Consider the following 12226-nt stretch of genomic DNA (forward strand, 5'->3'; position numbering starts at 1 on the left):
TGAGTAAAAGCGGAGGTCGGCGCGCGGACGGCAAAGCTCAGGCGATCAGCTTGAGGCCGATCACGCAGCCGATGATACCCGCCAGTAACAGGATCTTGACCAGCGACGCGGCCTCGTCGCCGGTGGCCATGGCGTAGACGATCGTGGCGCACGCGCCGATGGCCACCCAGACCGCGTAGGACGTGCCGGTGGGCAGTTCCTTCATCGCGTAGGCCAGGCCGCCCATGCTCACCGCGGCGGCCGCCACGAAGATCAGCGACGGCCAGAGACGGGTGAACCCCTCGGATTTCCCCAACGCGGTCGCCCAGACGGCCTCGAAAAGTCCGGAGACGACAAGTACGAGCCAGTGCATCGTTCGCTCCTGTGAGGCCGTCTTGTCGCGCACCGGGTACGGCCCCGCTCGTCCGGGAGCCCGGACGGGCCCTGCCGGAGATCGTCGCACACGCCGTCCCCCGGACGGTCGTGGGATGCGCCGTCGCGGCGCGACGAGGCGGCTTCACTTCGGTGGCCGCGGCATGACACCATCTAGGCTGTGAGCCGCGCGCGGCGCAGCGTGGGAGGGATTCCGCTCCGCGCCGCGGCGCATTCCGCCGTGGTGTAATGGCAGCACCTCTGATTTTGGTTCAGATAGTTCAGGTTCGAGTCCTGGCGGCGGAGCAGTGCGGCGAATGGCGTCGCGGCCCTGTGGTCCGCGGCGCGCGGAGGGGCGGGACTTTGCGGGGAAGCGACCTCGCTCGCCGTCAACGGCCCGTGACTGGACGTCGTCAAGCTATTCGTCCGGAAGCGCACCCGGCAGGTTACGGAACAGCTCCCGCTCGGCCGGCCGCATCGGGGGACCCTCCGTGGTCCACGACGCGGTGACCGCACCGTTGCCGGGGTGCAGCCGCGCGTGCAGATCGTCGCCCCCGATCTCCGCCGCCAACCGGGCGTTCTCGCGGAAGTTGCCGTCGAAGAAGTACGAGCGGTGACGGTCGGCGAAGCTCGACACCGCCGCGGTGTGGAAGCCGTGCAGGCCCAGCCACCGGCCCAGCAGCGGACGGTCGAACTGGGGAGCATGGCCGGCGTCCATCCGGTATTGCGCGGCCGGGCGGCCGTGGCCGACGATGCCGTTGGTGATCCCGAACCGGCTGCTCATCAGGGCCGTCCGCGACGGCATGCACGGCGAGTCCGAGCAGAAGTAGTGGTCGAAGCGCACCGACTCGGATGCCATCTCATCGAGATGGGGCGTGATGTCGCGCGCGTACCCGTAGGGCCCGATGTGATCGGGGCGGAGTGTGTCGACGTCGACGTAGATGACCTTCATGGTCCTCATTCCCGCGGTCGATGACCTGACTCATGCCGGGGCGCACACGTTCGCTTCCGGTCGCCGAACAGTCGGCGAGGCGGTCCGTCCGTGCCCCTCCATGCAGCGTGTTCGTGCGTTTCCGAAATCCGCCCTTGCAGACTGACCTATCGATAGGTAGGTTAGCTCGAGATGTGGCGAAGAACACATACATGAGAGTCGACCGGCGCGGGCCGGCCGCCCGTTTGCAGAGGAGATCGCGACGTGCGCAGGTGGAGCAGGATGATTACCGGACTGGCCGCGGTCGCCACCGCGGCAGGGCTCGTGAGTGGGTGCGGGACAGGGAGTGCGGCGACCGATGACGGCGTCTTGAGTCTGGCGGTCCAGGTGCCCTCGTCCACGTTCGACCCGGTGATGATGGATTGCGAGTCGGGACGGCTGTACTGCCAAGCCGCCTACGACACGCTGCTGCACAGAGACCCCCACGGCGATCCTGTGCCGGGGATGGCCTCCGACTTCGAGTACGACCCGTCGCACACGAGCCTGCACCTGGTGCTGCGCGACGGCATCGCGTTCTCGGACGGGGCGCCATTCGATGCGCAGGCGGCCAAGGCCAACCTCGACGGCTTCGCGTCGCGGCAGGGCCCTAACTCGAGCCAGGCGGCGCAGATCGAGTCGGTGGAGGCCACCGCGCCGATGGAACTGGAGATCCGGCTGTCGGCCCCCGATCCCGCGCTGCTGTCCAACCTGGCCTCGAACCTCGGCATGATGGCGTCGCCGGCCGCGCTGGGCACCGATGCCCTCGCGACGGCGCCCGTCGGATCCGGCCCCTATCTGCTTGACACGGCGGGCGCGCAGAACGGCGTCGATCGCTTCGTGCGGAATCCGGACTACCGGGACCCGTCGGCGTATCCGTTCGACGAGGTCGAGGTCCATGAGATCAGCGATTCGAACACCGTCATCAACGGCCTCACAGTGGGACAGCTCGACGCCGGCGTGATCGTCTCGCCCGACATGGCGGACAGCGCCGGAATCTCCACGGTGCAGGTCGACACGGGTTGGGTCGGACTGATCCTGGCCGACCGCGACGGGCGGCTGCAGCCGGCGCTGGCCGACACACGGGTGCGGTAGGCGATCAACCTGGCGCTCGATCGCACCCTGTTCCACGAGACCATCCTCCCGGGGCAGCCGGAGGTGACCGAGCAGATCTTCGCGCGCGGCAGCGGGGCCTACGTCGACAAGCTGGACTCGACCTATCCGCACGACGTCGCGCGGGCCGAGCAGCTGATGGCGCAGGCCGGGTATCCCGACGGCTTCGCGGTCACCATGCCCGACCTCAGCCGGTTCATTGGCAATCCGTCGCTCAATGTGGCGCTGGAACAGCAGCTGGGGGCGATCGGCATCGACATCCAGTGGGACAAGCTTCCTCCGCGCGACATGTTCCGCTCGATGCAGACCGGCAAGTACCCCATGTTCTTCTTCCAGCTCGGATCGCGGACCCCATGGCAAGATCTGCAGGCCTCGGTGCTGCCCACTGCGGCGTTCAACCCGTTCCACACGGCCGATCCGGAGCTCGCGGCGCTGATCGACACGGCGCAGAACGCGGCGCCCGGAGAGGAGCAGGACACGGCCTTCCAGCAGGTCAGCGGCCGACTGGTGGACGACGCCTGGTTCGCCCCGATCGCCCAGCGGCCGCAGACGTGGGCGGTCACCGGCGGCATCCGGATCGACAAGCAGGATCAGCAGATCGACCTCGAGCGGTTCCGGCCGGAGAGCGACTGACATGCGCGTGCGGACGATCGGTCACCGGAGGGCTGCACCATGGTGATGACCCTCATCAAGCGCGTGGCGTCGGCGGTCACGCTCATGGTCTGCATGTCGGCGCTGGTCTATGCGCTCGCGAGTGTGGGCGGCGTGGATCCCGCACGCCAGCTCCTCGGCTCCGACGCGGGCGACGCCGAGGTGGCGGAGCTCAATCATTCGCTCGGCGTGGACCGGCCGCTGATGGTGCAGTTCACCGACTGGATCGCCGGGGTGGCGCGCGGTGATCTCGGCCGCTCGTACGTCGACGGCCGGCCTGTCACGGACAAACTGTCGGCGGCATTCCCGGTGACCATTTCCATGGTGCTGCTGACCCTGGTGGTGGTCATGGTGCTCAGCCTGGGCCTGGCCATGCTGGCCACGCGGGGCGGGGCCTGGGCGGATCGCATCGTGCAGTTGCTGATGCTCGCCGGGCACGTGGTTCCCGGATACCTGGCGGGCCTGCTGTTGCTGCTCCTGTTCGCGGTGCAGATCCGGATCTTCCCGGTGTTCGGCTACGTCCCGTTCGCGCAGTCGCCGGGAGGCTGGCTGACCTCGTTGGTCCTGCCGGTCACCGCGCTGGCCCTCGGCGGCATCGCCGGCGCGGCGTTGCAGGCGCGCGGCGCCCTGCTCGACGTCCTCGATGCGGATTACATCCGGACGCTGCGCTCGCGCGGCATCCCGGCACGCTCGGTGCTGTGGCGCCACGCCCTGCGCAACGCGACGCCCCCGTGGCTCACGTCGCTGTCGCTGGCCTTCGTCGCCATGATCGGCGGCGCGTTGCTGATCGAGAAGGTGTTCGCCATGCCCGGACTCGGGACGCTCGCGGTGGACGCGACGCTCTCGGGCGACCGCCCCGTCATCATGGGCCTGGTCGTGCTCACCGGCAGCCTCGTGGTGCTGGTCAACCTGCTCACCGATCTCCTCCAACTCTGGCTCGTCCCGAAGGCGCGTGCAGCATGAGCGAATCCACCGCCGGCTCCACCGGCATCACCACCGGCGCCCACCGCAGGCGCACCGTGCGCGCCATCGTGCGCAACCCGATGGCCCTGTCGGGCGTGCTCCTGCTGGTCCTGGTGCTCGTCGCGTTCTTCGCCGCCGTCGTCATCGGATGGGTGGCGCCCGAGGCCGCCTTCGATGCGGACCTGCGCAACGTCAACGCGCCGGCGGGAAGCCCGGGGCACCTCCTCGGCACCGACAGCAGCGGCCGCGACGTGCTGGTGCGGCTGGTGGTGGCCACGAAGGCGACGATGATCAGCGCGGCGATCGCGCTCGGCGTGGCTTTGGCGATCGGCATACCCGGTGGGCTCATCGCCGGGTACTACGGGAAGGGCGTGGACCGCGCGGCCAACTGGGTCTCGAACATGGTGATGTCGTTGCCGTCGATGGTCGTGCTCATGGCGATCATCTCGGGCTACGGCACCTCGATGGTGGTCACGATGACGGCTCTCGGGTGCATGATGGCGCCGGCCGTGTTCCGGCTGATCCGAGCGCAAGTCAAGGCGATCCGCAACGAGCTGTACATCGACGCCGCCAAGGTCTCCGGGCTGCGCGATCACCGCATCATCGCGCGCCACGTGCTGCAGGCGGTCCGCGGGCCGCTCGTGCTCATGGTGACGATGATGTCGGGGATCGCCATCACGGTGCAGACCGGGCTCGACTTCATCGGGCTGGGCGACGAGAACACGATCACCTGGGGCGGGATGCTCAGCGAGGGCTTCTCCGCACTGCATGTGAACAACGCTCTGCTGTTGTGGCCGGGGCTGGCGATGTCGCTGGCCGTGGCGGCCTTCTTCCTCCTCGGCAACGGCGTGCGCGACGCACTGCAACGCAGCGATCAGCCGGCGTCTTCCCGGCGGTCCGGCCGCCGGCGCGCCGGGGCGGTCGAGCCGGACGGGCACGAGAGCCTGGGCGCGGCGGGCACGCGTGACGGCGTCGCAGCTCCCGCCGAGGACGAGATCGTGGCGGTCCGCGACCTCACGGTCCGCTACGGCGCGGACGGCGACGACGCCAAGGACGTCGTCAGCGGGGTCACACTGACCCTGCGGCGGGGCAGGACCCTCGGACTCGTCGGCGAGTCCGGCTCGGGCAAGACGCAGAGCGCATTCGCGCTGCTGGACCTGCTGCCCGGCCCGGCGCGGCTGGTCTCGGGGGAGGCGTGGATCGACGGGGTCGACGTCCGCCGGCTGCCGGCGCGCGAGCGGGGACGGCGCATCCGCGACGCCGTCGCCTACGTGCCGCAGGAGCCGATGAGCAACCTCGATCCGGCCTTCACGATAGGCAGCCAGCTGATCGAACCGATGCGGCACCGCGGAATGACCCGCAAGGACGCCCGTGCCAAGGCGGCGCGTCTGCTGGGGCGGATGGGCATCGCCGACCCGCAGCGCGTGATGCGCTCCTACCCGCATCAGGTGTCCGGGGGCATGGCGCAGCGGGTGCTGATCGCCGGCGCCATCTCGTGCGAACCGCGAATCCTGGTGGCCGACGAGCCCACCACGGCCCTCGACGTGACGGTGCAGCGGGAGATCCTCGACATCCTCCGCGGACTCCGCGACGAGGCGGGGATGACGATCCTGCTGGTCACCCACGACCTGGGGGTGGTGGCCGATCTGTGCGACGACGTGGCCGTCATGCGGCAGGGGCGGGTGCTGGAGCACGCCACCGTCCACGACTTCTTCGCGCGGCCCCGGCACGAGTACTCCCGGACGCTGCTGGCCTCGGTTCCCGACGAGGAGTACGTGCGGCCCCCGTACCGCGATGACGCGGCGGCGATGACGGAAGGCGTGTGGAGATGAGCCTGCTCACGATGGAAGACCTGGTGGTCCGGTACCGGAGCGGCCGCCGGCGGTCCCACGCGGTCACGGCGGTCGACGGGGTGTCGCTGGATGTGCGGCGGCGGGAGACCGTGGGCCTGGTGGGCGAGTCCGGTTCCGGGAAATCGACGGTGGGGCGCGCGGTCCTGGGGCTGGCGCCCATCGCCGCGGGCCGGATCGCGTTCGGCGGCCAGGAGATCCAGGGGCTCGGCCGATCGCAGCGCCGGCCGCTCGCGTCCCGGCTGCAGGTGGTGTTCCAGGACCCGTACAGCTCCCTCAACCCCGCGCTGACGGTGGAGGACATCCTGTCGGAGCCGCTCCGCGCCGGCGGCGTTCCGCGGCAGGAGGCGCGGAACCGGATCGGTGCACTGCTCGACCGGGTGGGCCTCCCCTCGGACGCGGCGGGACGCTGCGCCCGCGAGTTCTCGGGAGGGCAGCGCCAGCGGGTCGCGATCGCGCGGGCATTGGCCTTGCGGCCCGAGCTGATCGTGTGCGACGAGCCGGTGTCGGCGCTGGATCTGTCCACGCAGGAGCGGATCCTGCGGCTGCTCGTCGACATCCAGGAGAGCACGGGGGTGGCGTACCTGTTCATCTCCCATGACATCTCCGTGGTGCGGCACATCAGCCACCGGGTGGCGGTGATGAAGCAGGGCAGGATCCTCGAGTTCGGGAGCTGCGAGAAGGTGACTTCCCGTCCCGCCCACCGCTTCACGGAGCAGCTGCTGCTCGCATCACCGGTCGCCGACCCCGACCGGCAGCGGGAGCGGCGCCGGCGGCACCACGAGCAATCCGCGGGGCCTGCGTGGCCCGGGCGGGAAACGGGCGCGGCTCCGGGCGCCCTCAGCGAAAGGAATCGATGACGTATGCGCGCGATCATGGTCATGTTCGACACCCTCAACAGGCGCTACCTCCCGCCCTACGGTGCCACGGGGATACACGCGCCGAACTTCGCGAGGCTGCAGGAGCGCACCGCGACCTTCGACAACTGCTACGCCGGGAGCATGCCGTGCATGCCGGCCCGCCGCGAGATGCACACGGGGCGCCACAACTTCCTGCACCGTTCCTGGGGCCCGCTCGAGCCGTTCGACGATTCGGTGCCCGCGATGCTGGGCGCGGCCGGCGTGCACAGTCACCTGGCCACCGACCACTACCACTATTGGGAGGACGGCGGGGCCACGTATCACAACCGGTACAGCACCTATGAGCTGTTCCGGGGGCAGGAGGGCGACCGCTGGAAGGGCCAGGTGGCCGACCCGGACGAGTTGACGAACCCGCGCAGCATGCGCACCGGCCCGGGCGGGATCCGGCAGGACACGATCAATCGCCGGCACATGCGCACCGAGGACCGCCATCCGCAGACGCTCACCTTCGATGCGGGACTTGAATTCATCGACACCAACAGGGACGCCGATCGGTGGTTCCTGCAGATCGAGACCTTCGATCCGCACGAGCCGTTCTTCTCGTACGACCGGCATCGGCAGCATTACCCGCACGACTACGACGGCCCGCACTTCGACTGGCCCGACTACGGCCGGGTGTCGGAGGATCGGCAGGCCGTCGAGCACCTGCGCGCGGAGTACGCGTCGCTGTTGACGATGTGCGACGCGTCGCTGGGCAGGGTGCTCGACGCGATGGACGAGCACGGCATGTGGGACGACACGATGCTGATCGTGTGCACCGACCACGGCTTCCTGCTGGGGGAGCGGGGATGGTGGGGCAAGAGCGTCCAGCCGTGGTACGACGAGACGATCCACACCCCGCTGTTCATCTGGGATCCGCGCAGCGGGGTGCGGGGCGAGCGGCGCGGCACCCTGGTGCAGACCGTCGATCTCGGTCCGACGCTTCTGGAGTTCTTCGGTGTGGAGCGGACGCCCGACATGCACGGCTCCCCTCTGGCGGACGCGGTGGGCGAGGACTCGGCGGTGCGCGACGGCGCCCTGTTCGGGATCTTCGGCGGCCACGCCAACGTCACCGACGGTCGGTATGTCTACATGCGTGCCTGCGCCGACCCGGGCAACCAGCCGTTGGACGAGTACACGCTGATGCCCACCCACATGAACGCCCCGTTCACGCCCGAGGAGCTGCGTGTGGCGACCCTGTCCCCGCCGCTGCCGTTCACCAAGGGGGTGCCCGTCCTCCGGGTTCCGGGCCAGTCGTTCGGCAATCCGTGGAGCTTCGGCACGATGCTGTTCGACCTCCACGCCGACCCGGGCCAGCGCGAGCCGCTCGTCGACGACGCGCTCGAACTCCGGATGGCGCGCCTGATGACGCGGCTGCTGCGCGAGCACGACGCGCCGCCGGGCCAGTTCGAACGCCTCGGGCTCCCGGCCGAAGGGGAGGTGGGCCCCGAGCATCTCCTCGCACGCGCGCAGTGGCCGCAGGTGGCCGCGTCGACCGCCGCGCTGCCGGAGCCGGCCGAATTCCGCAGCACCGGGCTCGGCGTGCTCAGCAGCTTCGACGAACTCCTCGACGACCCGCTCGGGCGTGAGGTGGTGACGCGGCATCTGCCGCTGATCGCGCGCGCCGACGTGCGGCCGCGCATCGGCCGGCTCTCGCCGTATCGGCTTGCCGCGATGACGCCCACCCTGTCGCCGGCGCTGCTGAAGATGATGGACGACGAACTGGCCGGTGCGGGCGCCGGCGACGGCCGAGGGGAGTGACGGGTGATGGAATGCTGCGGCGGCGTGCGCCGGGAACGCTATGCCGAGGGCGGGAAGGAGCGTGAGGCTCGCTCTGCCGAGCACGGCTGCACCGGCGGCGGGGGCGGTGGCGCCGCCGCGCACCGGATCGCGCAGGTGCGCGTAGACGGGGCGGTCTTCCGGATGGGGGACTCGCACGGCGACGGGTATCCGAGCGACGGCGAACTCCCCGTGCACGCGGTGGAGTTATCGCAGTTCGAGATCGACGCGACCACCGTCACCAACGCCGATTTCGACGCCTTCGTCCGGGCGACCGGCCACGTCACCGACGCCGAGCGCTTCGGATTCTCGGCGGTGTTCCAGCACGCTCTCGCCGCCGACCCCGCCGATGTGATGAGCGGGGCGTCGCGTACGCCGTGGTGGATCGGGGTCCGTGGAGCCGATTGGCAACACCCCGGCGGCCGGCATTCCTCGATCGAGGGGCACGGAGACCACCCGGTGGTCCACGTCAGTTGGTTCGACGCCCACGCATACTGCGAGTGGGCGGGGCGACGTCTGCCCACGGAAGCGGAGTGGGAGGCGGCCTCGCGCGGCGGGCTGGAGGGTGCGCGGTACCCGTGGGGCGATCGACTTTTGGCGGAGCCCCACGGTCCCGACGGCGAGCCGACGCCGTCCGGCGGGTGGCGGTGCAACATCTGGCAGGGGTCGTTCCCCTACCTCAACCTGCTCGACGACGGGTGGTCGACCACCGCGCCAGTGCGGGCCTTCGAACCCAATTGGTGGGGGCTGTATCAGACGGTCGGCAACGTGTGGGAATGGTGCGCGGACTGGTTCGCGCCGGACTATTACGCGCATTCTCCGCGGCGCGATCCGTGCGGGCCGACGGACGGGGATGCGAGGGTGCTGCGCGGCGGCTCGTATTTGTGCCACGAATCGTACTGCCGCCGGTATCGCAATGCGGCGCGCTCCGCGAATACGCCGGATTCCAGTACGGGAAACGCGGGATTCCGCACCGCGGATCGTCCTACGAGCGCCGCTCGCGCGGGCGCAGGGTCGTAGGCTGCAGACCATGGCGACCACAGAATCCGCTGCGCGTTCGGGCAATCTCTCTCGCGCGCGCATCCTCGAGACCGCTGCCGAACAGTTCGCGTCGCTCGGCTACAGGGGGGCCTCCCTGCGGCGGATCGCCGCCGAAGTCGGAATCTCCCAGCCCGGTCTCCTGCACCACTTCGGGAGCAAGGCGGCGCTGTTGAATGCGGTGTTGATGGATCGCGATTGGCGCGACCTCGCCGCCTCCTCCATCGACGCCGACGATCTCGAGAAGCTCGATTTCGCGGGTCTGCTCGACTTCATGGCGCAGATCGTCGAGCGCAATGTGGAACGCCGCGAACTCGTGCAGCTGGCCCACCTCACCGCCGCCGAAGCCTCCGGCGCCGATCATCCCGCGCACGAGTGGGTGGTGGGGCGGGTGAAGTACCTGAGGGGCCTGTGCGTTCAGGCGATCCGGCGGGGTGTCGACGACGGCGCGCTGCGTGCCGACGTCGATCCCGAGGTCACCGCCACACTGCTGATCGCGGCGTCGGAGGGGCTTGAGAACCAATGGCTACTGGATCCGGACACGGATATGGTCACGCCTTTCCGTGAGTTCACCGACCTGTTGTACCGATCGGTCGCCGTGTCGGAAGCTCGGTAGCGAGCCCGGCGGATCGGTGAGTGATCGAGACGTCGTCGTCGCGCACCGAATCTGGCCTACTTAGTGATAAGTAAGAATGCGGTACGAATGAGTTTCGAGGAGTGTGCATGCAGTCCGATGGGAATGCTCGAAGGAGTCGGGAGCGCATGATGGACAGGCCGAACATCGTGTGGATCGTGGGCGAGGACTGCCCGCCGAGATTCGGCTGTTACGGGGATGAGCCGGCTTCCACGCCGAACATCGACGCCCTGGCCGCGCACGCCGTGGTTTTCGAGCAGGCGTACTCGGCGGCGCCGGTCTGCGCCCCTTCGCGTTTCAGCTTGCTCACAGGAGTGGTGCCGGAGGCGCACGGGCCGGCTCACCACATGCGGGCCGAGGCGCCGCTGCCGCCGTGGATGACCACCTACCCGGAGGTGCTGCGGGCGCTGGGGTACTACTGCACCAACAACGCCAAAACCGACTACAACGCCGCGGTAGACGAGGCGCGAATCTGGGACGAATGCTCCCCGCACGGTCATTGGCGCGGCAGGGGCGGCGATCAGCCGTTCCTTGCTGTATTCAATTTCGACGACACCCACGAATCGGCTCTCTTCCGCGACTTGCCCCGCGAGGTCGACCCCGCCGCGGTGCGGGTGCCTGCCTATCTGCCCGATTGCGAGGATATCCGGCACGAATTCTCCGACTACTACTCAGTGATCCGCCGGTTCGACGGCTTCGTGGGGGATCTTGTCGCGCAGCTGGCCGAGGATGGCCTGACGGACTCGACCGTCGTGCTGCTGAGCTCGGACCATGGCGGAGTCAACCCGCGGTCGAAGCGGCACTGTTACGAGGAAGGACTGCACGTGCCTCTGATCGTGGCGGCCCCGGACGCATATGCGGGGGCGCTGCCGCACCGAGGGACCCGCGTGCCGACACCCGTGAGCACGGTGAGCATCCCCGCCACGATCATCGAGTTCGCCCGGGGCGAGGTTCCCGGCCACATGCAGGTGCCTGGCCTCACACGGCGGGAGTGCCGGGCGGAGGACATGGCGTTCAGCGCGCGTGACCGCATGGACGAGCGCTACGACATGGTCCGCACCGTCCGCGACGCACGCTTCCGGTACATCCGCAACTTCATGCCGCACCGTCCGTGCGGTCAGCACGTGTCGTTCGCCTGGCTGGGGGCCGGCTACCAGGCGTGGGAGCGCGAGTTCCTCGCCGGGCGCCTGACCGATGCGCAGCGGCGGTTCTTCCAGCCGCGCCCCGAGGCCGAGCTCTACGACCTGGTCGACGATCCCGACGAGGTCGTCAACCTGGCGGGCGATCCGCGCTACCGGGAGCACGAGGAGCGCCTGGCCCGGGCGCTGCGCGAGCACATGCTGGCCGTGGGCGACAACGGTTTCCTCCCCGAGGGGGCTGCGGCGGAGGGCTACGGGCCGAGCCGACGTCCCGGTGCCTACGACCTTGCCAGGCTGCTCGACCTGGCCGACGTGGCGACGGCCCGGCGCCCGGAGAACGCGGCCCCGCTCGCGGCGCAGCTGGACGATCCGGACCCGGTGGTGCGGAGGTGGGCGGCGCTGGGGCTGGTGATGCTGGGGCGGCAGGCCGCGCCGGCGCTGGCCGCCCTGGACGCACGGTTCGGCACCGAGACCGACGATGCGGTGCGGGTGGCCCTCGCCGAAGCGCTGGCCGCCGTCAGCCCCGATCCCGGCCCGGCGCTCGATCACCTCGTCGATGCCGCCACCGTCGGCGGCCGCCGCCCGATACGGCTCGAAGCGCTGAGCGCCCTCACCGCGCTCGACCCCCGATCACTTACCGGCCGGGTGCACGAGATCGGGGCGTCCGCAGCCGATCCGGACCCGTACATCGCGGGAGCCGCGGCCTATCTGGCCCTGCGGATCGAGGGGCGCTACACGCCCGGCACCGTCCTTCCCCCCTGGTCGGGCATCGACTTCCGGGCCGCCCGCTGAGTTCTGCGCCGGCGGCCACCCGGCGGTGCGCCGGCGACCACCGATCCACC

The 12226-nt window shown here is 69.8% G+C and carries 9 protein-coding genes, 1 tRNA gene, 1 pseudogene and 1 riboswitch; of the genes and pseudogenes, 9 read left to right on the forward strand and 2 right to left on the reverse strand.

Features of this window, described 5'->3' with window-relative positions; all coding sequences use genetic code 11:
* Nucleotides 1–37: 37 nt before the first annotated feature.
* Nucleotides 38–352 carry a DMT family transporter gene (locus FO059_RS06690; protein WP_143907408.1) on the reverse strand — a complete coding sequence of 105 codons (315 nt, stop codon included), beginning with the start codon at nt 350–352 and terminating at the stop codon, nt 38–40.
* Nucleotides 353–363: 11 nt separating this feature from the next.
* Nucleotides 364–427, reverse strand: a riboswitch (guanidine-III (ykkC-III) riboswitch).
* 159 nt (nt 428–586) lie between these two features.
* Here FO059_RS06690 and FO059_RS06695 point away from each other — a divergent pair.
* A tRNA-Gln gene (locus tag FO059_RS06695) sits at nt 587–657 on the forward strand.
* Nucleotides 658–769: 112 nt separating this feature from the next.
* Here the strand turns inward: FO059_RS06695 and FO059_RS06700 are convergent.
* Nucleotides 770–1303 carry a sulfatase-like hydrolase/transferase gene (locus FO059_RS06700; RefSeq protein ID WP_143907410.1) on the reverse strand — a complete coding sequence of 178 codons (534 nt, stop codon included), beginning with the start codon at nt 1301–1303 and terminating at the stop codon, nt 770–772.
* A gap of 483 nt (nt 1304–1786) precedes the next feature.
* On the opposite strand from FO059_RS06700, the pseudogene FO059_RS18685 reads away from it, so the two are divergent.
* From FO059_RS18685 to FO059_RS06745, 8 genes and pseudogenes are all read left to right on the forward strand, one after another.
* Nucleotides 1787–3064, forward strand: a pseudogene (locus tag FO059_RS18685) (ABC transporter substrate-binding protein).
* A 45-nt stretch (nt 3065–3109) separates the two neighbouring features.
* Nucleotides 3110–4045: an ABC transporter permease gene (locus tag FO059_RS06715; RefSeq protein ID WP_158726546.1), complete on the forward strand. Its 936-nt coding sequence runs from the start codon at nt 3110–3112 to the stop codon at nt 4043–4045.
* Nucleotides 4042–5877: a dipeptide/oligopeptide/nickel ABC transporter permease/ATP-binding protein gene (locus FO059_RS06720; protein ID WP_199257032.1), complete on the forward strand. Its 1836-nt coding sequence runs from the start codon at nt 4042–4044 to the stop codon at nt 5875–5877. Before FO059_RS06715 ends, FO059_RS06720 begins: the two co-directional genes overlap by 4 nt.
* The gene (locus tag FO059_RS06725) at nt 5874–6755 is read left to right on the forward strand and encodes an ATP-binding cassette domain-containing protein (RefSeq protein ID WP_143907417.1); all 882 of its coding nucleotides are present in this window, start codon (nt 5874–5876) and stop codon (nt 6753–6755) included. The genes FO059_RS06720 and FO059_RS06725 overlap by 4 nt, the downstream gene beginning before the upstream one ends.
* Nucleotides 6756–6758: 3 nt before the next feature.
* Nucleotides 6759–8555, forward strand: a complete 1797-nt coding sequence (locus tag FO059_RS06730) for a sulfatase (protein WP_143907419.1) — start codon at nt 6759–6761, stop codon at nt 8553–8555.
* Nucleotides 8556–8561: 6 nt separating this feature from the next.
* Nucleotides 8562–9593: a formylglycine-generating enzyme family protein gene (locus tag FO059_RS06735; RefSeq protein WP_143910516.1), complete on the forward strand. Its 1032-nt coding sequence runs from the start codon at nt 8562–8564 to the stop codon at nt 9591–9593.
* 10 nt (nt 9594–9603) lie between these two features.
* Nucleotides 9604–10227, forward strand: coding sequence for a TetR/AcrR family transcriptional regulator (locus FO059_RS06740; protein ID WP_143907421.1), 624 nt, complete (start codon nt 9604–9606; stop codon nt 10225–10227).
* Nucleotides 10228–10373: 146 nt separating this feature from the next.
* A complete protein-coding gene (locus tag FO059_RS06745; protein WP_158726545.1) occupies nt 10374–12176 on the forward strand; it encodes a sulfatase family protein in 1803 nt (600 codons plus the stop codon).
* Nucleotides 12177–12226: the final 50 nt, after the last annotated feature.

The organism is Tomitella fengzijianii, from assembly GCF_007559025.1.
Taxonomy (GTDB): domain Bacteria; phylum Actinomycetota; class Actinomycetes; order Mycobacteriales; family Mycobacteriaceae; genus Tomitella; species Tomitella fengzijianii.

What these genes read in the sequence shown, in the direction of transcription:
- FO059_RS06730 (WP_143907419.1), top strand. Translation starts at nt 6,759, where the DNA reads ATGCGCGCGATCATGGTCATGTTCGACACCCTCAACAGGCGCTACCTC.
- FO059_RS06690 (WP_143907408.1), bottom strand. Translation starts at nt 352, where the DNA reads ATGCACTGGCTCGTACTTGTCGTCTCCGGACTTTTCGAGGCCGTCTGG.
- FO059_RS06745 (WP_158726545.1), top strand. Translation starts at nt 10,374, where the DNA reads ATGATGGACAGGCCGAACATCGTGTGGATCGTGGGCGAGGACTGCCCG.
- FO059_RS06700 (WP_143907410.1), bottom strand. Translation starts at nt 1,303, where the DNA reads ATGAAGGTCATCTACGTCGACGTCGACACACTCCGCCCCGATCACATC.
- FO059_RS06715 (WP_158726546.1), top strand. Translation starts at nt 3,110, where the DNA reads ATGACCCTCATCAAGCGCGTGGCGTCGGCGGTCACGCTCATGGTCTGC.
- FO059_RS06725 (WP_143907417.1), top strand. Translation starts at nt 5,874, where the DNA reads ATGAGCCTGCTCACGATGGAAGACCTGGTGGTCCGGTACCGGAGCGGC.
- FO059_RS06720 (WP_199257032.1), top strand. Translation starts at nt 4,042, where the DNA reads ATGAGCGAATCCACCGCCGGCTCCACCGGCATCACCACCGGCGCCCAC.
- FO059_RS06740 (WP_143907421.1), top strand. Translation starts at nt 9,604, where the DNA reads ATGGCGACCACAGAATCCGCTGCGCGTTCGGGCAATCTCTCTCGCGCG.
- FO059_RS06735 (WP_143910516.1), top strand. Translation starts at nt 8,562, where the DNA reads ATGGAATGCTGCGGCGGCGTGCGCCGGGAACGCTATGCCGAGGGCGGG.